Here is a 23,531-nt window from a genome sequence, read left to right as displayed (position 1 = left end):
CAAAACGACTTTATCGTCCGCCCTTCACAGCGGACAATAAAGTCGTTTTTTATTAACGGCTATTCCCCGCCGCTTGCCGCATCGCCTGCATTGCTTTCGACATTGCCCGAGTTATTGGAATGCCCCTCCGACTCGTTCGATCCTTCTGTCGCGCCTTCGGCGCCTGCTGCTCCCGAGTTAGAATCCTCTTCATTTCCGCTGTTCTGAGGATTCGCCGTCACGCCGCTGCCGTTTCCTTGGCCTAATGGAACCGAAATATTAGGAGCCTGCGCAGCCGAATCCCCAACTGGCTTGCCCGTGTTGTCGTAATAATACATAGGTACGTCGCCTACAACGAGCAAATAGGAAATCGGTATATCCGTTTCGACGATTTCCGGCTCGGTGTCAAACGGGATAATAATCGTTACTTCTGCTATGATCCGAATGTACACCTCAACCAGAATCATGTTGATGCCTGCATCTTTTTGCCGTGTGCTGAGATCTACCTTTACGGCGCCAACGGGCTCGAACTTGACCGGGACCCGCGGTCCGAATGAAGAGATAATGGCACTGTTCAGCGCATGGCCGATCGGGATATGCTCTGGAATATCCTTCATGTCGTTCAAAGTCGCTTGCACCGTATTGATCGTTTGCGAGGTAATGCTCATATGCTCAGCGTAATTCAGCATGAAGCCGGATATTTTGCCATTGCTGTTCATTTTCCAATCAATGAGCTTATCTGTTTCTGAGCGGCTTGCTACCTGCTCCGTTATCGCTTTATTGATGGCCTGCGTTGCTACCTGCTTCACTCTAATCTTCGCGATGTTCATAAGCGGCGGACGCAGGTTTCGTTCGATATAAACAAAAGATTGTATGGTAAACACCATCATCACGACCAATGTAATGATGAATATCGTCCTGCGCCTGATCCTTGGCCTTGCCGGTCTCGCTCCCCATGCTCCGCCTGAGCTGCCACTGCTCTTGCTTCTGGAGCCGCCAAAATTAAGCACGGGCCGCCTGCTGCTGCTCGAACTTCCCCGTGTACCCCATTTCTTCGGTGCCGGGCGCGATGCGGACGTGCTGCCGCGGCTTCCCCAGCTCACTGCCTTAACCCGTGAGAACGGTCGGCCTGATCCGAGCATCCGGCTTCCGCCAAACGGCCTGAACCGCCAGCCTCTCCTTCCCCATTTCGCCAATCCGATCCCCTCCCGCATTCCGGCTCGCAGCCATTACCCATACTTATGCGGAACTTGGCCAAAAAAGAAGATAAGCAGGCAGCCATCATGTGAACGGATTTCATGAAAGCGGACATGATGAAGCTGACAGTTAAAAAATTGAATTCATAAGACCTCGCATAATGTGAGCTGGCAGCATAGAGCTGAATTCATAAGATTCGCATGATGAGAGTTGACAACACGCATACTGGATTCATGAGTACTCGCATCATGAGAGTTGACAGCATGAATACTTGGATTCATGAGTACTCGCATCATGAGAGTTGACAACCTATATCAGCACAAAAAAGGCAAGCCGCAATCGGCCTGCCTTGTTGAAGCACCTTGAATGTAATTATTCGGACAATGTGACTGCAATATCGCTTCCCGTTGCCCAGCCCGAAACGGCGTTCACTTTATACGTCATGCCCGCTGCCAGCTTCGATCCGCTTGCAAGCTCAAAAATACCCGTTGCCCCTTTGCGTGATGTCAGCTTATAAGCCGCGGTCAGCTTGCTGCCGTCCGTGCCCGTCAGCTCAATGCTCCGAACCGCAAACAGCTCGTCTTTCGGATCTTCCTTCAGCGTAAGCTCAAGCGAGCTGTCATTCAACGCTTTTGCCGAAGCGAGCTCCAGCGGTGCGATCTCTTTGGCAACAAAAGTGCCGTTCGCGATATTCGACCATTCCGAGGTTACCGTATATTTAACGCCCGGTGTCAATACGGAACCGGCAGGCAGCCGGAATTTAGGCGCTTGGCGGCCATCGGTCGCTTGCGTGAATAAGACATATGTCGCCTGCATCGGCGCACCGCCCTCTGGCGTAATCGTTACCTGCTTGGCACGCATGGAAGAAATGATCTCATACGTATTCCCGTTGTATTGGTTATTCTCATTCAGTACAAAGGCGATCGCTGCTCTGCCAACCGAGTAGGCTGAAATGACATTTCCGTAATCCGTCACGCCTTTGGACAACTCCGATTCAACCTCGAACGTATCAAACGAAACTTGGCCGGCGCTGCTCATTTCGATTTTCTCGCCGCTGCCTACGAATGAACCTGCCGATTTACCTTTATAGGTCAGGTCATAGGATGCTTCCGCCTTCTGCGGAGAGGTTGGCACGATGTAGGTCGAGATAGAGCCCGTTTTAAGCTGCGGCACGTTAAGCATAGTGAGTCCATTGCTGAAGCTGAAGTTTTTCAATGCTTGATCAAGTGCCGCATCCTCCGGCGTCAGCGGCTCAGAGAAAGTGATCTCAAGCGTGATCGTGTTTAGCACCTTGATCTCTGCAACGGTTGCATCCGTCGAAGGCTTCGCCTGTTGCGATGTGACGACTAGCTGCGCTAGTTCGCCGCGCGTCACCGATTCAGCCTTTACGCCAACATTTTTCGCCCAGTATTGAACGGAAGCAACATCCCTCTTCAACGCCTTCGAGACTACGCCTGCAAGCTCCTCTGCGGTTGCCGGCTCATTTGGCTTCAGCAATCCTCCTTCGGGTAGCATCACGCCTAGGTTAACTAGCGTTGCGACGTAATCATGATACCATTTGCCCGCCGCCAGATCCGTAACTCCCGCGGGCTGAGCCGCGTTAATCGGCAATCCCAGGGCTGTCACGACCAGCTTGGCAAGCTCCGCACGCGTTACTGCCGCATTCGGCTTGACCAGACCATTTCCATAGCCGTTCATTACACCTTGCTTCAATAGTTCTTGAATGGCTGCCGAAGAAGCGCCGTCCTCATTTATATCCTGAAAGCCAAGCCCTGCGGCCGTTGCCTGCGTTCCGCTGCTTGCCCATACATTCACTGGCCCCGTTGCAAGAGCCGAAGCCCCGATTGCTGCTGCTAATACGATTGCTGCCATCTTATTCGAAACGAAATTCATCTTTGTTTCCTCCTCATGAATGCTGTTGATTAACTTACACTCATGATAAAGCACAAAAATAAACCCCGAGCAAACAAAACATTAACAAAAGATAAACAGCCGCGAAACTTTTCCGAAACGATCACTTCCAATCCTTCTATACGGTCATGCGATAGCCTGCACCCCATATGGTTTCGATATATTGCGGGTTTGATGGGTCCGCCTCAATCTTCTCCCTCAGCCTGCGAATATGAACGGTCACGGTAGCGATTTCTCCCAGCGAATCCATGTCCCACAGCTGCTCGAACAGCTCCTGCTTGCTGAATACATGATTTGGATTAAGCGCTAGGAAAGAGAGCAGATCGAACTCCTTCGCAGTGAATTGCACCTCGCTGCCGTTCACGTAAACACGGCGCGAGCCGGCATCAATCTGCAAGCCGCGAATGCTGATTTTCTCCGAGCCCTTCGTCTCGCGCTTGCCGATCAGGCGCTGATAGCGCTGCAAATGCGCCTTCGCGCGAGCGACAAGCTCGCTTGGGCTAAACGGCTTCGTAATATAGTCATCGGCGCCAAGGCTTAAGCCGCGAATTTTATCGATCTCTTCCTTCTTGGCGGATACGATTAGTATCGGGACCTCCTTTTCGGCCCGAATCTGCCTGCATAGCTCATACCCGTCCATGCCTGGCAGCTGCAGATCAAGCACGATGAGATCATATTGACCGTTTATTGCAGCACGCAGGCCATCTGTTCCATTCAAGCAAATGTCCGCCGAAAAGCCGTGCAGCTCGAAATAATCCTTCTCGACCTCGGCTATCGTCACTTCATCTTCCACGATTAATATCTTCGTCATTGGCGTCCTCCTATTGCTTGGCAGGCGGTAGTACAATGATGATTGAGGTGCCTGCCCCAAGCTTGCTTTCCGCGTATATGGAGCCGTCATGTCCCTCAATGATTTGCTTCGCAATCGCTAGTCCAAGCCCGCTACCTCCGGTTTGGCTGCTGCGGGACAAATCCTCGCGAAAGAACCGCTCAAACACAAACGGAACGGCCTCCTCCGAAATGCCCGGTCCGTTATCGCGAATCGTTAGACAGAGCTGCCCCTGCTCAGGCTGCAGCGTAATTGAGATTTTTTTCGGCGATGCCTTCATATATTTCACGCAGTTGTCCATGATGTTCACTAAAACCCGTTTCAGCTTATCGCGGTCGGCCAGCACGTTCGAATCAGGCGAGGTATCGATGCTCCATTCCAGCTGTATGCCTTGTTCTTGCAGGTCGAATTGCAGGTCCTCCGCATAATCCTGAATGAAGTGTCCCAAATTAATCGGCTCAAATGTAAAAGGCAGCTGCTTTAAGTCCAGCTTAGAGTAGAGAAACAGCTCATCAATGAGCTGATCCATGTCATCGGCCTTGGTCAGAATCGTATTCACGTACCGTTCCATCTTCTGCTTCGTATCCGGCACGCCGTCCCGAATGCCTTCAATGCTCGCTTTTATCGAGGTAATCGGCGTTTTCAGATCATGCGTAATGTTCGCGATCAGCTCTTTGCGGTTATGCTCGTATTGCAGCTGTTTCTCCACGGACTGCTTCAGCTTCCCGCGCATCACCTCGAATGCTTCACTCAGCTTGGCGATCTCATCGTTACCTTCCGCATGGAGCTCAAAGGAAAGATTGCCCGCTGTGATTCGCTCCGTTGATTTCCGAAGCAGCTCAAGCGGCTTAACGATGCTGCGCGTCAAGAAGTAGTAGAGCAGCACATTCATGAGCAGCAGGACGATAAACAGCACGCCTAGAACAATAGGAAGCAGCGTCCGCACAATTTCCGCGAACGGGCTTCGCTCGCGCACGACTAGCACGCTGCCCTTCGAGCGGTCAGGAAAATAAAAATCAAATTTGGCATACGCATAGAAGTGCTCGCCGATTTGGAGCGTATTCCGAATCGCGTTATTCTCCATTTCGTAATCAGGCAGATGCTCCATAAAGGCTGGCTGCTTCACGGACAATGAGGAATAGAGCTGCTTATCCTCTTTTCGAATGAACAGCTCCGCCTGCTCTGCGCGAAGCTTGTAATTATATTGATTAAGCAGCTCCTGATCCAGCAGGGAATCCGGTTCGTTTTTGGCCATATACTTGAGGTCGAGAAAGATTGTCTCCTCCTGCTCCGTTAGCGGGTTTACGGAATAATGGATATTGTAAAAGTCCTTAACGCTCCGTACATCACCTGTTATTGCAACCACGAAAAGAAGCGCGGCAGCAAGAAACAAAACGATGGTTACGATGAGTATGCACGTGTAAGACAGCAGCAGCCGAATACGTATAGACATGCTTGTCGCTCCTTCTTGGTGTTCATCTTTCGTGTTTACAATGTAACATAGGATGGGTCGAGGCGACAAAGAGACTTTGCAACGCATGACCGCATGCGATAGACTAATAATATTATTCCTTTGACAAAGGAGCTTAACGATGGCTATCAACCGACGACTGAGCACCGATCTTGATTTTGAAGAGGTCCTTGAGCAGCAGCAGCGCATTCGCGTGTTTCAAAACAACCAGCTTATCGACGCAAGCTCGCTTGTCGTGCGATTTGACGATAGCATAATCGTAACCCAGTCCGGGGTAAGCGATATCGCCTATCACAACCGCAAGGATTGCGAATTTTTCGTACTGAGAAAACGATGAACACAGCAAAAACGGTGTCAGCCCGCTTGGATTAGCGGAATAGGCTGACACCGTTTTTCAATTAGATCTCGCTGTTATTTATCTAACAATTGCACGAATTGCAGCAGACGTGCAATGACTACTGCCGCTTCCGCGCGGCTTGCCAGCTCTGCAGGCAAGAATCGTTCATTGCCCTTGCCCTGTAGCACACCTGCGGCAGCGACCGTCTTCACCGCCGCGAGTGCCCAGCCGTGAATATCTGATTCATCGGCAAAGCTCACCGCTTGCGGGGCGACTAAGCTCACGCTCGCCCCCGCTTGCTTCGCGAATTGCAGCGCATTCGCTGCCATTACAGCCATCTGCTCTCGCGTAATCGTCTCATTCGGACGGAAATTCCCGTCCTCGAAGCCTTTAATGATTCCGTAGCCCGCAGCAGCTGTGACCGCATCCGCATACCACGCGGCAGCAGGCACATCTGCAAAGGTCGGAGCCTTAGAGCCCTCGCCTAAGCCAAGTCCAAGCGATCTTGCCAGCAGGGCAGCGAATTCCGCACGCGTAATGGTGCGATTCGGTACAAACTCCGAGTCGGAAACCCCGCTGACGATCAGCCTGGAAGCGAGCAGCTCGATACTCGATTTGGCCCAGTGCTTGCCAATATCCTCGAAGGATTGCTTATGAACGGCAACGGCATAGATGCTGTTGCTAAGGCTCATGATCGCTGCTGTCGTTTTTCCGCCCGCTGTTGTAAACAAAGAAGGTACGTAACGGAATTGACCAGTTGCAGCGTCATATACCAGCGCTACCGCAGAGTCAACGTCAAGCACGCCTTCCACAGTTATGGTACGCTTCACGAACTTGCCCCTAAAGCTGTGCACCTCTGTCGAAGTACTTCCCTCTATTATGGTAAGCGTAAAGGCCGCTTGTTCGCCAACAAGCTCTAAGCCAGCCGCTTGGGCTTTTGCTTTCAGCTCTGCCGACTGTTCCGCGCTTACCGGCTGTATCTTGAAGAGGAAGCTGGCTTTCATGCTCACAGCCGGTTCCGTATGCTCCAGCAAGCCTTCGGTTAGCGCAAGAGGAAACTCATACGTCGCGCTTCCCTGCTCGATTACAATAACCGCATCGGGGCTGCTCTTTGCTGCTTCCAGAAGCGCTTCAGCCGAGAAAGCGAGCTCTCCTTTCTCCGATAACGCTGTCTTGTCAAATATGATTCGCTGCTGCTTGTTGCCGGCTGCCGCTTTGAGTTTTCCGTCGTTCTGCTCGGTCGGAACGCTGCTTCCAGCCCCGCCCGAGCCAGCGCCGCCTGTTTCTTCACCTGTCACAGCAGTTGCCCTCACCTCTACCGTATAGACTCTGCTCTTCCCAGCCGCCGTCACTGTAAGCCGCGTCAATCCGGCTGTCAGCGCAATCAATTTATGATCTGCCCCAATCGACGCAATTCCGGGATGCTCGATCGCAAGGACTGCATCCGCCGTCAGATCAACACCTTCCGAATCAAGCACACGAAGCGCCACCGACTCCCCTACCGTCAAGTCGAGCGGGCCTCTATCCCCTTCAGAAGTCGTCATTCGGAACGGCTTCGATTGATTCGCAAAGCCCTCGTTCAGCTCCGTGAACGAAAGCTGCTCATTCGCGTCCGCCAGCATCGCAATCCTCTCGCCGCGTACAATGATGTTATCCACCTCGATAATGCCTGACACGTTGCTCGTCACGTCGATCCCGTTCGTTCCCATTCCATCGAGCACGATATTCTGCAGCGACAAGTTATCGATATGGAAGCCGCCGCCATGAACGATCAGGCCCGCATACGTGCTGTCCAGCGCTACATTATCACGCACGATAACCTTGCCGTTCAAGTCCTTCTCCCCAGCAAAAATCCAAATCGCGCCTAAATTGACATTGTAGGCCGAATCCGCGCTGCCCGTACGAATCAGCGTATTGCGCTCAACGATCGTCGTCCCGCTGAATGCTACGGGATTAAAGCGCGTCGACACCGCAATTCCTGCGCCATTCGTAATCGTATCCGTACCGATGCTGTCCTGAAGCTTGTTGCCTTGCCCGCCGAAAATAACGAAGTTGTCGGCCAGCCAAGGCAAAGCGACCGTGTTGAAACGTGCCGTATTATTTACGCTCGCACGTCCTTCCGCCGACCACATCGCCAGCCCGTCATCGCCCGGATAACGAATATCAGATTGCTCCATGAGACTGTTGCTTGTGCCTACGGAGAAGTTAATGCCGTCCGCCATCAGATTGCGAAGACGCAGATTAACCATATGCAGGCCATCTGTGATCTCATCGCCGCCTCTAACCTTCGAGAGCCAAAGTCCGGTTTTGGAATGCTCTACCCATACGTTCTGAATGACTGAGCCCGCGCCAAAGCCGCCGTAGAAAGCGTGCGTCAGCGCTTCATCATCGCGGATATTGAGATCGCCGTCAATAAGCAGATCGTATACGCCAATTTGTGCACCTTTCCCGATAAATTTGGCTCCGATCAGCGTCGTATGCCACATGCCCGCTCCGCGAATCGTAATGTGGTCCAAATCAATGACATCCGCCTTGAGCTCGAATTGGCCGGCAGGGAACCATACGCCCTTTCCTTGCTCCTTAGCTGCAAGAACAGCGGCATGGTACGCGGCAGAATCATCGATGCCATCAGCGGATACCGCTCCATAATCAGTCACCGACAGGAAGCCGTCCGGCATAGCAATCGGACCCTCTACCTGCTCCATATCCACAAGATCGATCACATAATAATCGGCTTCATTTCCTTGATCCTTCTGCAATCGAATCGTAGCGCCTGCCGGCAGTTCACCAATTAGCGCGTGAATGTCATCGAAGAACCGGTGCGCGTTGCCTTGCTTCGGATCATTCGACCACGGATAGCTGCCGTATTCCCAGCCATGCTTCGAGCTCAGCGCCAAATGCTGCTTAAACTCGCCGTTCACATAAAGCGCTAACGTCTCGTTTAGTCCTTCGCCGTCCAAGCTGTCCGGAATAACATAGCGCAGCACGAGCGAATTGGCCGGCTTCGCCAGCGTAAATTCTACATAGTCGCCTTCGTCGTTCAGCTTCACTGCTTGGCGGCCCGACGCCTCGGCTGCCACTTCGCGATAGCTGCGCGACGGCCCGATAAGCTCAGCGTTCGTCGTACCATGCTCTGCTTCATAGGAAATGTAAGGAACCGTAGCTCCGCGATAGGCGATGCCGACACTATCTTTCACGACTAAGCTGTCGAGCAACACCCCTCCAGAATCCGCCGCATCCCTTTGCAGCGCAATCGTATTAATGCCGCTACGAAGCAGGACTGAAATCGCTGCCGTTGACCAGCTTGCCGAGCCTTCCGCTGCCGCGAATGGCACCTGTTCGGTTCGAATCCCATTAACATAAAGGCTCAACTGCTTCGCGGAACCGGTGATGTTCAAATAACGAAGCTCTGTCTCGAAGCTGCCGGCAGCCTGAGCGTGAACCGTGAAGCTGATTTTGTGCCCCGTCTCTGCGAAGCTGCCGGCATAACCGTCTCCGCTATACCCTTTGTGCGAAGCTTCTGCCTGAATGCCTGTCGATGCAAAAGCCTTCTCAGCCTCATAGCGTTGATGCGATGCGACCGGCTCAAGCTGCCATAACGTCTCCTCGATAGCATCCGTTACTCCATAAGCCAATTGGCCTCCCGACTGATGCAGAGCTCCTGCCCCCGAAGCATTCAAGAGCTGCTTGTAGCCTGACCGGTCCTCGATTCTCCACTGGGCAGCGTCATATCCTCTAAGCTCACCCGAATATCCAATGAGGCTGGATGTCTCGACATCCCAAGCGAGCAGATGCCCCGTCGCTTTGTTCTTCAGCAGGCGGCGGCCGTTGAAGTCCTGCGGCAGCCACTGCAAGCTGGCGCTGTCAACAGCCGATGGCATGGTTAATACGGCACCATCGATCTCATACAAGTAACCGCCTTGTTTCGCCTTAATACGGACGTAGCCCGTATCATCAAAGATCGGAGTGGCTGTATCATTCATTTTCTCCTCGCCCATCACAGGCGTCTCGAACTGCTCGGGCGCATCCTCGAAGGTCCATTGCACCGATCCGAACGAGGCGGGATATAAGCCGCGCTCCGCGTACCCGGCATTATTCTGCACATGAATGAGCTCATCATTGTAAATCCCGTTCATGCTGCGTATCCAATATTCCGCGCCGCTAAGCGTGCTTTCAACCGACCACCGCGAAGCTTGCTCGGCTGCCTCCATTTGCTTGCTTTCAATAAAAGCATAATCGCTCGTCATCGCCATATAATGACCGGTTGCCCGGTTTCTAAGCCTTTGCGAGCCGTCGTCGGATTCAATGATCCAGTGGCTGTAGCCATTGTTATCTGCCAAATCACCATATAACACAATACCGCCGTTGTTTTCATACAAATATTGGCCGTTTGCCTTATTGCGAATGCGCACCGGCGCTTCCGAAATCGGCTCCGCAGCGATCGCGACGGGTTCCACTGCGAATTGGGCGCTGTCCTCTCCGGCGACCGCCTTGCTGACCTTCGTGAAAGCCTCGCCATCCGCATAAAGCAAATGGCCCGCCCAGCCGCTTTTGAATATGACAAGGCCATCCGTTGCTCCAGGCTCCATCAGCCATTTCGCACTGCCCCAGCAGGTGCAAATATCGCCTTGTGCGATGATCTGCTGCGTTGGCGACTCAAGCTCGACATCTCCTCCTACATGCTCCATCGAAGCATAATGGCCGGTTTGCATGTTTTTCAAGCGGACGGACGTCGGGCCGTCACCCGTTCTCTCCAAATACCAGATCGAGCTCATATCCGATTCTGGCAGCTCACCGTACTTCAGCTTCCCTATATCCTCGCCTTCGGCAGTCACTTCATAGAGATAGCTGCCTGTTTCTTTATTTTTGAGCCGGACATTCGTTAGCGCCGCGTCGGCAACCGGAATGAACTTCCATTTCGGGCTGCCCCAGGTCGGATTAATGACGCCATATTCCGCATATTTGGTCAGGTTCTGCAAGCTAATATACTTCTGCTGGCCTACAACGTCATTCGCATCCTGAACGCTGTGAATCAGCTTGGAGCCGCTAACGTCCTCGATGACCCATACCGCACTCGTCCATTCATCCGCAACCTCGGACACAGCAATGCGTCCGTCCTTCACATTCTGCAAATGGATATAATGGCCCGTTGCTCTGTTTTGAATCCGTTTGCGACCGTTGAAGCGCTCGATCAGCCATTGTCCCTTGTGATCATTTTCTGCAACGTTGCCGTATTTCAATTGACCCGCCGCATCCTCGTAAAGCACAAAGCTTTGCCAATCATTCTGGATCCGAACGTATTGAGGGGTACCGTCGCCGCTGAATGCCGGATCCTCGAACAGCCACTGCGCCGCATTCACATTCGGATCAATTGCGCCCGCCTGCGCGGCTCCCGCACTTCCTTGAATATGCAAATAGTGAGCTGATCCTGCCTCGCTCTTCACCACTTTATAATCGTCATACAGCTTGGAGCTGCTAATCGACCATTGATCGTCCGCTGAGCTTGCCCCTAGCGCCAGTGCTTGGATTGGATCACTTGGGTCAGAGGAGCCAGCCCTAGTCATGTAATGACCGGTTGCCAGATTGCGCAGCCTCTTCTTCCCGTTCAAGTCCTCCTGTACCCACTGGAAATAAGCTTTTTCTCCTGCTGCGGCAGTCAGCGGCCCATATTCAACCACTCCCGCCTCTTCGTGCAAATAAGCGATTCCTACAGGCTCATTCGTAAAATTAACGATTCGGTAGGGCTGTACATCCGGCGCCAGTTCAACTCGCCAATGCGCGTTGTCCCTCTCCAGTACCGAAGAATTGTTGGACCGCACATGAATGTCATCAAACTGCGTGTTCAGCACGAATGGCTGCGCAGGGTCTAACTGGTAGGCCTCTACGTTCTGAAAGGTGACGTAACCATCCCCTGCTGCTGGCGCCGTCATCCATTCGCTTTTGACCGTGGAATCCAAAGCAACGGCTTTGATCGGCTCACTCAAAACGCCCTGTGTAATGTAATGGCCGGTCGAGCGGTTTTTGATTCGGTAGGATTCCGGGGTTTCCCCAGGTACCAGCACCCAATGGGAAGCGCGGTCCACAGCCGGTACCAGGCCATAATTTACGGAGCCATCGGCCGCTTCATACAAATACTGGCCAGCGCGGAACTTGTTCGCCAGCCGAATCGGCGCAGCGGGCTCTACGGGCTCAAGCGCCCATTGCGGGCTTTCAAACGTAATATTAATATCGTTGCTTGCTTCCGCAAAGCCGAGCTGGTCCTCCTGATGGATAACGAGATTCGCGTTTGCCGGAACGGTAGCGCTCTTAATGACCACATAACCCGCACGAGTGGAATCATGAATCGTCCATTGATCAGCAAGCGTGCTCTCTGCAATCGCACGGCTCGTCAGCGCGTCCCTCCTCTGCGCAACTTCCGCAATCGTCATATAATGTCCGGTGGCGCGATTCTGAAAACGTTTGTTGCCGTTATAATCCTCTATGAGCCATTGCGAAGATTGATCCTCGTAGCTTGGAAAGCCGTAACGGACAATCCCGCTCTCATCCTCATACAAATAATTGTTCTGCCATTTGTTCTGTATGCGTACATAGGTGGACTCGGTTACCGAAATTGCCGCCGTCTCTGGCGGTGAAGCGCCTTCCGTTTCCGGTGCCGCCTCATTCGCATAGACTGGCACTGCCGTAAGTAGAAGCAGCAGCGTGAGCAGCAATGCCAAGATGGACCTTGCTCGTTTCATTGCACAGACCTCCCCAAAGATTTGCAAGTGCTATCGGGGTTCGAAAGCACTCGTTTATGTAATGCAATCATTCCTATTTATCATAATTTGGAATCGCTTACATAACGATGTGCATTTCTAAATAAAGTAGGTGTTATATTACGGATACAAAGAGCAGGCCCCTTCCAATCGGCAGGGGCCTGCCCTTTGCAAATCCAGCTATCGTTATTTTATTCCTGCCAGCCAATTAGCCAATTCCTCTGTCTGAAACAAGGTCGCAATCGGGCCAAAATATCACAAACGGCCTTGCCTCCAAATATATACGCGGTTATTTTTAACAGTAATGTCCAGTTCGAGCCTGCTTTCAGAATGAACAGCGCTCAGCTTTCTAGCACCTGGTACTACAATAAGTTGGTACTTTCAGTCATAGGAATATGCTGTAAACTAAAGACATCAACAACAACTCGATTCGGGAGGCCTTCACAAATGGAAAAAATGGAAACGATGCATGTACGCAAACCCGCTAACTTTTACCGCCGCCGCAATACCCCTACCTACACGTTCATGGCATGGGCAGCCTTTCTTATCGCTTGCGGCTTCGAATTCATCGGCATCTATACGCTGAAACAGCCGATGTCCGTTCAAGGCTATTACGCCGTAACCGGCATTCTCTTAATCATCACTTCCTTCCTGCTCCAGAAGGTAGCACGGGACAACGACGAGGATAAGTTTCTGAAGGATTACAATCCCGGTTATAGAAGCCGCAATACTTCCGCATTCACATTCATGGCTTGGGCCGGCTTTATCCTTGCCGTTCTCGCCCAATACATTGGTATATACGTGCTTGAGGAGCCACTTTACGTGAAAGGCTACTACGCCATAGCCGGTGCGTTCCTCATCGTCGCCTGCCTTGTGCTTCAGAAAACAATCAGAGACAACGAGGAAGACAGCCTACACGCGAATGCTGCCGAGGAATTCGAAAGCTAGACAACATAAAAGGCCTCCATTCAACTTGCGAATGGAGGCCTTTTATGTTGCTATTCTACTTTGATCGAATCAAAAAACTTTTCTTGCACGACTTTTGCCGATTTATCAAGCAAGGCCTGCAAGTCTGAACCTTTATTCGAGAATACTTCCTGCAGCACGTTCGTTACTTCGCCGTAGTAATCCTGCGTGTTGTATTGTGCTTCCGGCTTGCCGTCAAGCAGCGCATCGGACTCCGGATTATATTTGTAGACGTTGTCGTATTTGTCAAAAATCGCTTGAGCCTTCTGTCCGTATTCCGAAGACGGGCTGTAGTAATTCATTTGCGGCGGAATAAAGAATTTCCCTTCAGCTTGGCGCTTCTGGATATCCGCTTCGATCGACTCTAAGCCTTTATCCGTGAAATAATCGAATGTGATATAGCGGAATGCCATTTCTTGCTCATCCTTCGTTGCATTCGGGTTGATGACCAGGTAATCGCCTCCAAGCACGCCAGTGTGCTTGCCGCCTTTCTCAGCTGCCGGCATTGGGAATGTCAATACATCCTCCGGCTTCAAGCCGCCTTGGTTAAGCGCTTGCTCGAGAACGCCTTCTGCTCCTGCGATAACCATTGCCGTACGGCTTTGGCCGAACGCGCCAACCGCGTCTCCCCAGCCAAGTGCCCAGTCCTGCGGAATCGCATTGGCTTCCCATCTCAGCTTATTGTAGAACTCAAGCGCCTTCAGACCGGCAGGGGAGTTGAATGCTGCCGTTACTTTGCCGTCTGCGACAGTCTGGATTTCCCCGCCTGCTTCGAACAGGAAATTGGTCCAGTTCCAGCCTGCTTCCGTGCCTTTGCCCATTGGAGCGATACCCGCGATCCCTTTTTTCGGATCAGCGACCGCCTTGGCCGTGTTGTACATATCTTCCCATGTCCAGTCATAGGACGGAACGGCTACGCCTTTCTCATCCAGCATCTTTTTGTTAACGACCGTAGTCGTTACATAAGCCTTCTGAGATACCCCGAACACCTTGCCGTCAATAATGAATTGGCTTTGCAGAACGGGATTGATTTGATCCTTATACTCATAAGCATCCCATAGCTCCGTAATATCGGCTACCCAGCCTCGCTCCTGCAAGAACTTTGCTTCCGTTGCCCAAGTATTGAAGAAGGTCGGCGCTTCGTTGGCCGCCATTTTGATGCCGATTTCGCTCGGGTTGTAATGCCAGTCGCTCTTCACGATTTCCACATTAGGATATACTTCGTTGAAACGTTTGATTTTGTCGTCTTCCAGCTTGCGGTTCTCGACTTGGTCAGGCAGAGGATAATAGATGCTGATCGTAATTTTTTTGTCTTTGATATCTTCCTTCGGAGGATCTGTTTCTGCTGCTGGCGTATTATTTGTCGCAGCATTCGTCGGCTTTTCCGTTTCCTTCGGATCGTTCTTGCCGTTGCCTCCGCTGCATGCTGCCAGGATGGAGCATAGCATAACCATACAAATGAGGATTGCTACATTTTTCTTTACCATCGATATTCCCCTTCTCAACTCATATTTTGCTACATCCCCATCATAAAGGAGGCGTTTTCATTTGGGCGAGGTGTATTCCTATTCCGATCATGTGTATGTTTACGAACTGTTTATCCCTTGACCCCGCCAAGCTGAAGTCCGCGCATAATAAATTTCTGGAACGTAAGAAACACGAGAATCGGAGGCAGCATGACCATTGTCAGGATGGCGAACCTAATGTTCAGATTCAGCCGCTGCGCGCTGATAACGTATTTGTAGACCGCCGTTGCGAGCGGGTATTTGCTGTCGCTGTGCATGACGAGTGATGGCCAGAACCAATCATTCCATGCCGTCGAGAACACGAAAATAGCGAGCGTTGAGAAAATAGGAATGGACAGCGGCACAGCGATCAGGCTGAAGCATTTCCAATCGGATGCGCCGTCAATGCGAGCAGCCTCGAACATCTCATGATGAATGCCGTCAATAAAGTTTTTGAGAAGGAGCAAATAAAAAGCGCTGGCGCTGGCAGGCAGCCAAAAAGCGGCATACGTATTCAGCAGGCCAAGATCCTTCAAATTAAGAAAGTTCGGAATAATATACGTGCTAGGCGGTATGAACAGTGTAATCATGAAGAAGAAATATATCGCCCGCTGATACGGAACGTTTAGCTTCGACAGGCTGAAAGCCGCCAACCCGAGCACAACTACCGTCATGATCATGTTGCCGCCAAAAATCATCAGCGTGTTTTTCAGAAAAACAGGCAGGTTCATGAAGTTCCAGCCCGCTTCATAATTGTCGAAATGCCATTCCGAAGGCAGGAAGCGCGGCGGGAAGGAATTAACCTCCGTATTCGCCTTCAAGCCGTTGAACAAGGCGGTCAATACCGGATAAAGCATCGAGCCCACCATTGCTACGATGACGGCGATAACGACCAGGAAGCCGAGCTTGTTTGTTTTTTTGCGGTAATCGTAGCTGGATAGAATGCCTCTGTCTACGCTTTTCATGACTTCGCTGCCCCCTTGTTGTTCAGTTTGAATTGCAGCAGCGCCAATCCGCCAAGGACAAGGAACATCAGCACGCCAAGCGCGGATGCAACCCCGTAATCCAGTCTTGTGAACGCGTATTTGACGATGAGCAGCGAGTACGTAAGCGTCGCTTTATTCGGGCCGCCGTCGAGCAGCGCCAGCTGCGATTGGAAGCCTTGCGTAGTCGCAATAAGCTGCAGGAGGAACAGCAGCAGCACGAGACCGCGAATCGACGGCAGCGTAATATGCCAAATGCGGCGGAAGATGCCCGCACCGTCGATCTCTGCCGCTTCATACCAATCACGCGGAATGCTTAGCACCGCCGCCAAATAGATGAGCATCCCTGAACCGAATTGCTGCCACGTCTCCATAATGACAAGCGAGATCATCGACCAGCTCTTATTGGTGAGAAACGCAATTTGATCCGAGCCCGCCTGCGTCAAGACACCGTTGATAGGCCCGACCGGATCATAGAACCATCGCCACAAACCGTACAGCACGACCGCCGGAATAACATTCGGCAGGTAAGCTGCTACACGCACGAAGCCTTGAAAGCGGCGCAGCTCAGAGATCGCGATTGCGAACAGGATCGGTACCCAGAAGCCGATGATTAGACATAAAAACATGTAATAAAGCGTGTTTTTCACGCCGATCCACACGTCAGGATCATTGAAGATCGTCTTGTAATTGTCCAGCCCGACGAATTCATTTCCTTTGACAAAATCAATCGTATAGAAGCTGTAAATAATCCCCTTTGTTATCGGCACCCACAAAAACAAAATAAATATGATGGCTGCCGGCAACAGAAATAAATAGCCCGAAACATGCTTTTTCCACCTGCCAGCCTTCCTCTGCACCTGGGTATCGAGCGGCTTGCTAACTGCTGCTGGTTGGTTCATCAGGATTCCCTCTTTTCTTTTCTATCGCTCTATCTCATTTTAGAAGGAAGACGGCTGGCTGGTAATGTGCATATCTAAGGCAATGATAGCTATTTTTACTTCATCTTATCTCTTGTCGTCCTTCTTCAGCTCGCTCGGGCTCATCCCATAATATTTTTTGAAAATTTTGCTGAAATGCTCCGGCGATTCATACCCTACCCGCTCCGATATTTCGTATCTCCGCAAATCCGTATGAAGAATGAGCTTGCGGCTCTCTTCCATTCGGAGCTTGATGACGTACTCCCATAGGTTATAGCCCGTATCCTTTTTGAACAAATAGCTCAAATAATTGGGACTGACGTGGTTTTTCTGGGCTACCTCATGCAGCGTAAGGCCCTTCTGCGCGAAATTGCGGTCGATATATGCCTTGGATTTCTCCACGATCAAGCTGTTCTGCTCATTCAGCTCCTCGGCCGTCGGGTCCTGTGTGTAGGTGCTCCAGTTAAAATCGCCATAATAAAACACATAATGGTCCCGGTGCTCGCGGTTCCATAGAATGGCTTTGCGCGCCTGCTCGTCAAGCATGCTTAGAAATTCGATCCCGCGCACGATCTGGCTGATTCCGATAACCCCGTGCAGCCCCAAATATTTGTGAATATTGTAATGGAGGCTGCGCCCGATCATATCCAGCTGATTGATTTTGTTCACGCTCGATTCGCCGAATTCGCTCTCGTCCCATTGAATGAGAATGCTAATTTCCTGGTTCGGCGAATAGAAGGCTGCATGATTCCATTCCTTATCAAGCAGCTCGTTGGCAATGTTAAGGGCAGCATACTGCAGCAGCAGCGCATCTCTTGCCGGTATGGCGCGATCCTTCACCGCCAAGTGCAGACGCAGCTTGATTACTGCGAAATACGGCCCCTGAAGCTTCACGGCATACCGGTCATACAGCATTCTCGCTACCTCTCCAGCATTCTCCTGCGGGCTTGCCAGCAGCTTGTTGAATAGCTCGGTCCGCTGCGGGAGCGGCTCCTCCATGTGGAAATGCTCCTGCAGCTTCGATAGGAACTGATCCTCCGATGCCGCGGGCTTATCCATCTTGAGCAGCACATTCCGCACGGAATCCAGAAAGTGCTCATTGTTAAGGGGCTTGATCATATAATCCTTTGCGCCTAGCCGGATAGCCATCTGCGCGTACTGGAACGTCTCATAAGCCGAAATAATGATGGTCTGCACCCATGGCTTTAGCAGCTTAGCCTGATGCATCAGCTCAATCCCGTTCATGGAGCCCATCTGGATGTCGGTAATCAGCAAATCTATTTCTTCGATCCTCAAATAATCAAGCGCCTCGTAGCCGCTGTGCGCCATATAGACATGGGCCAGATTAATGCCGGAAGAAGCGAGCAGGCTTGACAGCCCTTCGCAAATTAACGGTTCGTCATCCACGATCAGTATATTGTACATGTAGCTTCCTCCCGGTTCTCATTTCATTCGCTCATTTTGGTACATCATAGCTCGCTGGCAAAATAATCGTGGCGGCTGTTCCGCCATGCTCCCCGCGCCTGTAGCCCATTCCGTACATATTGCCGAAATGGAGCTGGATCCGCTGATGGATGTTTCGTATGCCGTAGCCAGATGTATGATCCGGCTTGTCGCTGCTTAGCAGCCTATCCAATGCGGTATAATCCACTTCCTTATGGCCGTTGTCCTCCACTTTTATCGTTACCCGCTCGCCCTCAACCACCGCGGATACATGGATTTCCCCATCCTCGCCCATGTGCTTCACGCCATGAATAATGGCATTTTCGATGAGCGGCTGCAGCGATATTTTGGGAATTAGAATGCCCCTCGCCGCATCCGGAATGCTCCACAGCACCTGAAACTCGTATTTGTACCGTTTCTGCTGCAGACTGACGTAGGCCGATGCGTGCTCCAGCTCCTCCTCGAGCGGGATTAGCTCCCGTCCCCGACTGAGGCCGATTTTCATGAGCTTTGACAAATCCTTGATCATTTCCGCCGATTCCGTATTGCCCTCAAGCGAGCTTTTCCAGTAGATGCTCTCAAGCGTGTTATACAGCAGATGCGGGTTAATTTGTTGATAAAGCAGCTGCAGCTGCGATTCCTTCTGTTTAATATCCATATTGTATTTGTAGTGAATGAGCACATTCAGCCTGCGGGCCATGTCGTATAAAGCAGCGAACAGCACACCAATCTCATCGTTTCGCCCTTTGCCGGGCGTCTCCGGCACGAGCTTGCCCGGCTCGTACGTATGTACGAATTGGGCAAGCTTCTGAAGCGGTGTCATGAGTGATCGCCAGAAATAGACCATGACGATGCAGCCGAACAAAATATACGCAATCGAAATGAGCTGAATGACATTCTTAAGCTCGCTCTGCTGCTTCAATAGTGAACTGACCGGAATTTGATAGACGAGCTTGTGGCTCATGATGCGATTATAGTTGACCACATAAATGAACTCATCGGTCATAATGTCAAAGCTTCCCTCAGCCTCCATCGTATCCGCAATCGCCATCTCGGGCGGCAGATCAAGCTGCTTCCCCATCAGCTTGGAATCCGTCGCAGCAAGAACGCGATTATCCCAGTCCGTGAACATAATTTTGCCGTCAGGCAATGAGACCGAACGAAGCGACTCCGCGATCTTCATATCCATTTTGGTCGCTACCAGCACGCCTATGATACCGTTTCCAACTGTTACGTTATTGACTGCTCGTATGTAGGCAAGCGTATTAATTCGCGAAAGGCCTACGTTCGTGTAGATGATATCCATATAGCCTTTGCTCCTGAGATCCACAGCCCTGTCGAACCATTCGGGCTTATCTGCATCAGAGAAGAAATAGACGCCGGTCTGCATCAATTGGCGCTTCGGAGCGAAAAAGTAATAATCATTCGGATCATAAATGTATAACGAATAATACACCGCCTCCCCACCGTTTAGCGGAATGGAGTTGCCCGCAAGAAGCTTATCGACTTTGTCGTATTTGCGAACCCGCTCAATAACGGGATCGCTCTCCAGCGGAATGAGCTGCTGCGTAATCGGATTCTGAATGATCGTTGTCGTAATTTTGCTAATCGTATCCATATCGCGTTTAATGACCGTATAGTTTTGTTTGCTCAGCTCCACATACGCGCTCGTCACATGGTTTTTGAGCAAATGCTCTGCCTTCATGTTCCCATACCAATGAAGCAGAAAGATCGGACTTACCATTACAAGAAACAACAGAATCAATTGCTGCTTCACGTTTAGCTTCGTCATCGGATTGCTTAGACCCGTTCTCATGCTTGCACCTCCGGCTAATAATTGTACTATAGCAAAAATATCCGGCGAATCGTGTGGCTATTTCTACCCGTTTCAGCCGCTGCCGGAAGCCCAATCGTAGAAATGCACATACTTTGCGCTCAGATGTTCATTCACTCCGCCCTAGTGTAAACGGCTGTCGCCGTCCTCTATAGCAAAAGCAGCCGTTTCGCGGAGATATATAAGCACATCTATATGGGAAAACATATAAATTCTTATATATTAAAAAAAGCTGCTAATCAACCTAGGTTGGTTAGCAGCTCTTCGGAGTTTCTACTTTCAAGCAATGACGGATTTGATATGGATTTCCCGCTCCTGGCTAAGATCCAGAAAATAATCGGCGAGCTTAATTAACGGCGTCTCGATATTATGCGGGTTGAGATAAACGACTTCTCCTGCTCGGCCATCCGTCAGCATGACCTGCCTGCCTACCAGCCGCTTCATCATATTCTCGATAAACACGGAAATAATCTGCGGGTTCAACGCACCGAACTTTCCTTTGCTCATTTGACTGACAATCTCATGAAAGGACAAGGGCTCATGGTAAGGCCGCTTGGAAGACATCGCATGAAAAATATCGGCAACCGATACGATGGAGCTGAATAAATCTATGTTTTCTTTCTTTAATCCGAGCGGGTATCCATTGCCGTCCTCGCGCTCATGATGCTGCAGCGCTACCCTGGCAATGCGCAGGCTTAGGCCGGTCGTTCCCTTAAGCAGCTCGTATCCGTATATCGTATGTTTCTTAATGAGTTGAAACTCCACCTCATTGAGCTTGCCTGGCTTATTCAGAACCTCAAGCGGAAGCTTCACCTTCCCGACATCATGCAAGGTTGCTGCCAGCGAGAGGATCGACAGTTCCGAATCATCCAGATTCAGCCATCTGCCTATAAGGGTCGATATAACCCCTACGCCAACATTATGCTGATAGACGTAATCATCCTTCGCTTTCACCGCTTCGAACAATTCGAATATATCCGGGTTTTTGGAGAGCTGCAAGATCGCAGGCAGCACCTCGTTGCGAATCTCCATTAATGGAACCTTGCGAGACACGAGGATGGATTCGAACAGTTCCTTCGAAACGCTGACCGTCTGCTGGACGAGCTCGCCGATTTGCATCGTTGTTTCTAGTATTGGTTTATTATGTTCAGCAATAACAATAGAGTCTAAGTCTATCCGATGATTGACCATAAGCTGTAGGGATTCTCTAGTTAGGATAGCGTTAGCCGGTACTATCGTAACGCCATATGCGTTCAAAATATCTTGTTTCATTATTTTCCCGATTAACTGCTCCATTGCTACACTCCCCTGGACTTGGCGCTTCCAACATTTAGTTTACCATATCTGAAACAGGAAGTAAGCGTTTATATGAGAAAAATGAAAGAAATAGTAGAACGTTTCCTATTCTTTTTCAGCGATACGCATCCACTTGTCGAGCAGCAGCTCGAGCCTCGCCTGATCCTGCTCGCGAAGCTCCCACAACTCATTCAGCCTTGCCGGATCGTTGGCAGCGGCAAGCAGCTCCAGCTCTTGGCCAGCTGCCGCCATTTTCCGTTCCAGCTCTGCAATCGTAAGCTCAAGGTTCTCGCGCTTTAGCCGCGTCTCTGTCTCCTTAATCGCGATAGGCTTGCTCTCATTCCGACTCGGCATGGCTGCCGCTGTCTTTCTATCCGAAGCTTGTTCTATCGGGATAGCCTGGTTCTTATGCAGCTTTTCTTTGCAATCGTCATAATTCCCAAGATGCGCATGCAGTTGGCCCGCGCTTAATTCCCATACCCGTTCCGCGATTCGGTTGATGAAATAACGGTCATGCGAAATCGCGAGAATCGTCCCCTGATATTGCTCCAAAGCCTCTTCCAGCGCCTCCCGTGAACGAATATCCAAATGGTTGGTCGGCTCGTCAAGCAGCAGCAGGTTCGGCTTTTTTAGAATAAGGAGCGCAAGGCGCAGACGTGACCATTCACCTCCGGACAAGGCATGAAGCGGCTTAAACACATCGGTGCCATAGAACAAGTAGCTCGCTAGCATATGCCTTGCTTCGCCTTCCTCCAGCCTGCCCTCTGCTTTGAAATATTCCAGCACCGTCAGCTTCCGATTCTCTTCCTTTTCCTCCTGGGCCAAGTAGCCAATAGTCAGGCTTGCCCCCTGTACAAGCTCCCCGCTATCCGGCTTCTGCTGGCCGAGCAGCAGCTTGAATAAGGTCGTTTTTCCCGATCCATTATCGCCTATCAGCACGACTTTCTCTCCATACATCAGGCTTCCAGCCGCATTGTCCAGCAGCTTGCGCTCCCCGAATTGCTTTATCACCTTCTCGAAGGAAATGACTCTGCGTCCGGAACGGTCATGCTGCGAGAGCTCGAAGTCCGCTGTTTTCCGCTCTAGAATCGGCCGTTTAACCCGCTCCAGCTTCTCCAAGGCTTTGCGAATTGAAGCTGCCCGTTTGAAAAACTTTTCATTGGAGCCGATCCGTCCCCATTCCTCCAATTGCTTGATCGTTTCCTTCATCTTCTTGATCTGTTTTTGCTGCTCTTGATAGTGGGCAAACTGCTGGAGCAGCAGCTCCTCCTTCTCCTTCACGTAACCGGTATAGCCCGTGTGGAAGGTATGAGCCTCGCCGTCCTCCAGCTCTATCATTCGCGAGCATGCGGCATCCAGAAAATAACGGTCATGCGATACGATCATGCAGGTCCCTTCATACTGCTTAAGAAATTGCTCCAACCACTCAATGCCTCGCAGGTCCAGATGGTTCGTCGGCTCATCGAGCAGCAGCAGAGAAGGTCGAACGATCAGCTGCGAAGCGAGTGAAATACGGGTTTTCTCTCCTCCGGACAGACTGCTGAACGCTCTAGCGTAGAGTGATCGCTCGATTTGCAGGCCGGTTGCGACTTGATCAACGGCTGCATCGAGCACATAGCCGCCGTCTCTCTCGAACTGCTCCTGCGTTTGCGCGTAATCGCTAAGCAAACGCTCCATTGCTTCTGGACTCGAGATCACTTCGGGGTCCGACATAAGCTTCTCCATTTCGGACATTTGTTTTTTGCTGCTAATCAATTCTCTGCAGCCGTAAGTCAAAACCTCGTAAACGGAGAGCTTGTCGAAGTCAGCTGGCACTTGTGGCAAATAACCGATTATAAGATCCTTCTTCACAGCCAGCATTCCCTCATCCGTATGCTCGCCACCTGAGATCATTTGAAGAAGCGTTGATTTGCCGCTTCCATTGGCGCCGATTAGTCCTATCCGTTCTCCCTCGTGTACTTGAAGCGATAGTCCGTCGAACAGGAGATTGGCGCTGTAGTATTTTTTCACGTTCTGCATATTAACAATAATCATGTAAAGAGCCTCCTAATGGATGAAGACCCTAACTCCCCATTACCTTAAGCAACATGCCGGAACCGTTTCCG

The 23,531-nt window shown here is 51.1% G+C and carries 14 protein-coding genes and 1 pseudogene; 3 read left to right on the top strand and 12 right to left on the bottom strand.

The window, feature by feature from the left end; translation table 11 throughout:
• Positions 1 to 59: 59 nt before the first annotated feature.
• From yunB to FHS16_RS24245, 4 genes are all read right to left on the bottom strand, one after another.
• Entirely contained in the window at positions 60 to 1,175 is a 1,116-nt protein-coding gene (gene yunB / locus FHS16_RS24260; RefSeq protein ID WP_246431932.1) for a sporulation protein YunB, read from the bottom strand.
• 373 nt (positions 1,176 to 1,548) lie between these two features.
• Positions 1,549 to 3,069 carry an S-layer homology domain-containing protein gene (locus FHS16_RS24255; protein WP_183569011.1) on the bottom strand — a complete coding sequence of 507 codons (1,521 nt, stop codon included), beginning with the start codon at positions 3,067 to 3,069 and terminating at the stop codon, positions 1,549 to 1,551.
• Positions 3,070 to 3,205: 136 nt separating this feature from the next.
• Positions 3,206 to 3,898, bottom strand: a complete 693-nt coding sequence (locus FHS16_RS24250) for a response regulator transcription factor (protein ID WP_183569009.1) — start codon at positions 3,896 to 3,898, stop codon at positions 3,206 to 3,208.
• Positions 3,899 to 3,908: 10 nt separating this feature from the next.
• Complete coding sequence (locus FHS16_RS24245) at positions 3,909 to 5,369, bottom strand: sensor histidine kinase (protein ID WP_183569007.1); 1,461 nt, start codon at positions 5,367 to 5,369, stop codon at positions 3,909 to 3,911.
• A gap of 139 nt (positions 5,370 to 5,508) precedes the next feature.
• Here FHS16_RS24245 and FHS16_RS24240 point away from each other — a divergent pair, with 139 nt between their 5' ends.
• Entirely contained in the window at positions 5,509 to 5,724 is a 216-nt protein-coding gene (locus tag FHS16_RS24240) for a hypothetical protein (protein WP_183569005.1), read from the top strand.
• Positions 5,725 to 5,798: 74 nt separating this feature from the next.
• On the opposite strand, the gene FHS16_RS24235 is transcribed toward FHS16_RS24240, so the two are convergent.
• Positions 5,799 to 12,461: an S-layer homology domain-containing protein gene (locus FHS16_RS24235; RefSeq protein WP_183569003.1), complete on the bottom strand. Its 6,663-nt coding sequence runs from the start codon at positions 12,459 to 12,461 to the stop codon at positions 5,799 to 5,801.
• Positions 12,462 to 12,809: 348 nt separating this feature from the next.
• Between FHS16_RS24235 and FHS16_RS32710 the strand changes: the two are divergent.
• Positions 12,810 to 13,142: pseudogene (locus tag FHS16_RS32710) on the top strand (YiaA/YiaB family inner membrane protein); the annotation flags it as partial.
• Between the two features lie 84 nt (positions 13,143 to 13,226).
• Positions 13,227 to 13,427, top strand: a complete 201-nt coding sequence (locus tag FHS16_RS31945; protein ID WP_246431941.1) for a YiaA/YiaB family inner membrane protein — start codon at positions 13,227 to 13,229, stop codon at positions 13,425 to 13,427.
• A gap of 50 nt (positions 13,428 to 13,477) precedes the next feature.
• On the opposite strand, the gene FHS16_RS24225 is transcribed toward FHS16_RS31945, so the two are convergent.
• The 7 genes from FHS16_RS24225 to abc-f all read right to left on the bottom strand — a co-directional run bounded on the left by FHS16_RS24225 (position 13,478) and on the right by abc-f (position 23,460).
• On the bottom strand, positions 13,478 to 14,932 hold the full coding sequence (locus FHS16_RS24225) for an ABC transporter substrate-binding protein (protein ID WP_183569001.1): 1,455 nt from the start codon (positions 14,930 to 14,932) through the stop codon (positions 13,478 to 13,480).
• A 110-nt stretch (positions 14,933 to 15,042) separates the two neighbouring features.
• Positions 15,043 to 15,915, bottom strand: a complete 873-nt coding sequence (locus tag FHS16_RS24220) for a carbohydrate ABC transporter permease (RefSeq protein WP_183568999.1) — start codon at positions 15,913 to 15,915, stop codon at positions 15,043 to 15,045.
• Complete coding sequence (locus FHS16_RS24215; RefSeq protein WP_183568997.1) at positions 15,912 to 16,835, bottom strand: carbohydrate ABC transporter permease; 924 nt, start codon at positions 16,833 to 16,835, stop codon at positions 15,912 to 15,914. The genes FHS16_RS24220 and FHS16_RS24215 overlap by 4 nt, the downstream gene beginning before the upstream one ends.
• Positions 16,836 to 16,940: 105 nt before the next feature.
• Entirely contained in the window at positions 16,941 to 18,278 is a 1,338-nt protein-coding gene (locus FHS16_RS24210) for a response regulator (protein WP_183568995.1), read from the bottom strand.
• 31 nt (positions 18,279 to 18,309) lie between these two features.
• Positions 18,310 to 20,112: a sensor histidine kinase gene (locus FHS16_RS24205; RefSeq protein ID WP_183568993.1), complete on the bottom strand. Its 1,803-nt coding sequence runs from the start codon at positions 20,110 to 20,112 to the stop codon at positions 18,310 to 18,312.
• 297 nt (positions 20,113 to 20,409) lie between these two features.
• A complete protein-coding gene (locus FHS16_RS24200) occupies positions 20,410 to 21,426 on the bottom strand; it encodes an HD-GYP domain-containing protein (protein WP_183568991.1) in 1,017 nt (338 codons plus the stop codon).
• A gap of 105 nt (positions 21,427 to 21,531) precedes the next feature.
• Complete coding sequence (abc-f, locus tag FHS16_RS24195; protein WP_183568989.1) at positions 21,532 to 23,460, bottom strand: ribosomal protection-like ABC-F family protein; 1,929 nt, start codon at positions 23,458 to 23,460, stop codon at positions 21,532 to 21,534.
• Positions 23,461 to 23,531 lie beyond the last annotated feature (71 nt).

The organism is Paenibacillus endophyticus (assembly GCF_014192395.1).
Lineage (GTDB): Bacteria > Bacillota > Bacilli > Paenibacillales > Paenibacillaceae > Pristimantibacillus > Pristimantibacillus endophyticus.
This window is presented reverse-complemented; position numbering and strand designations above follow the sequence as displayed.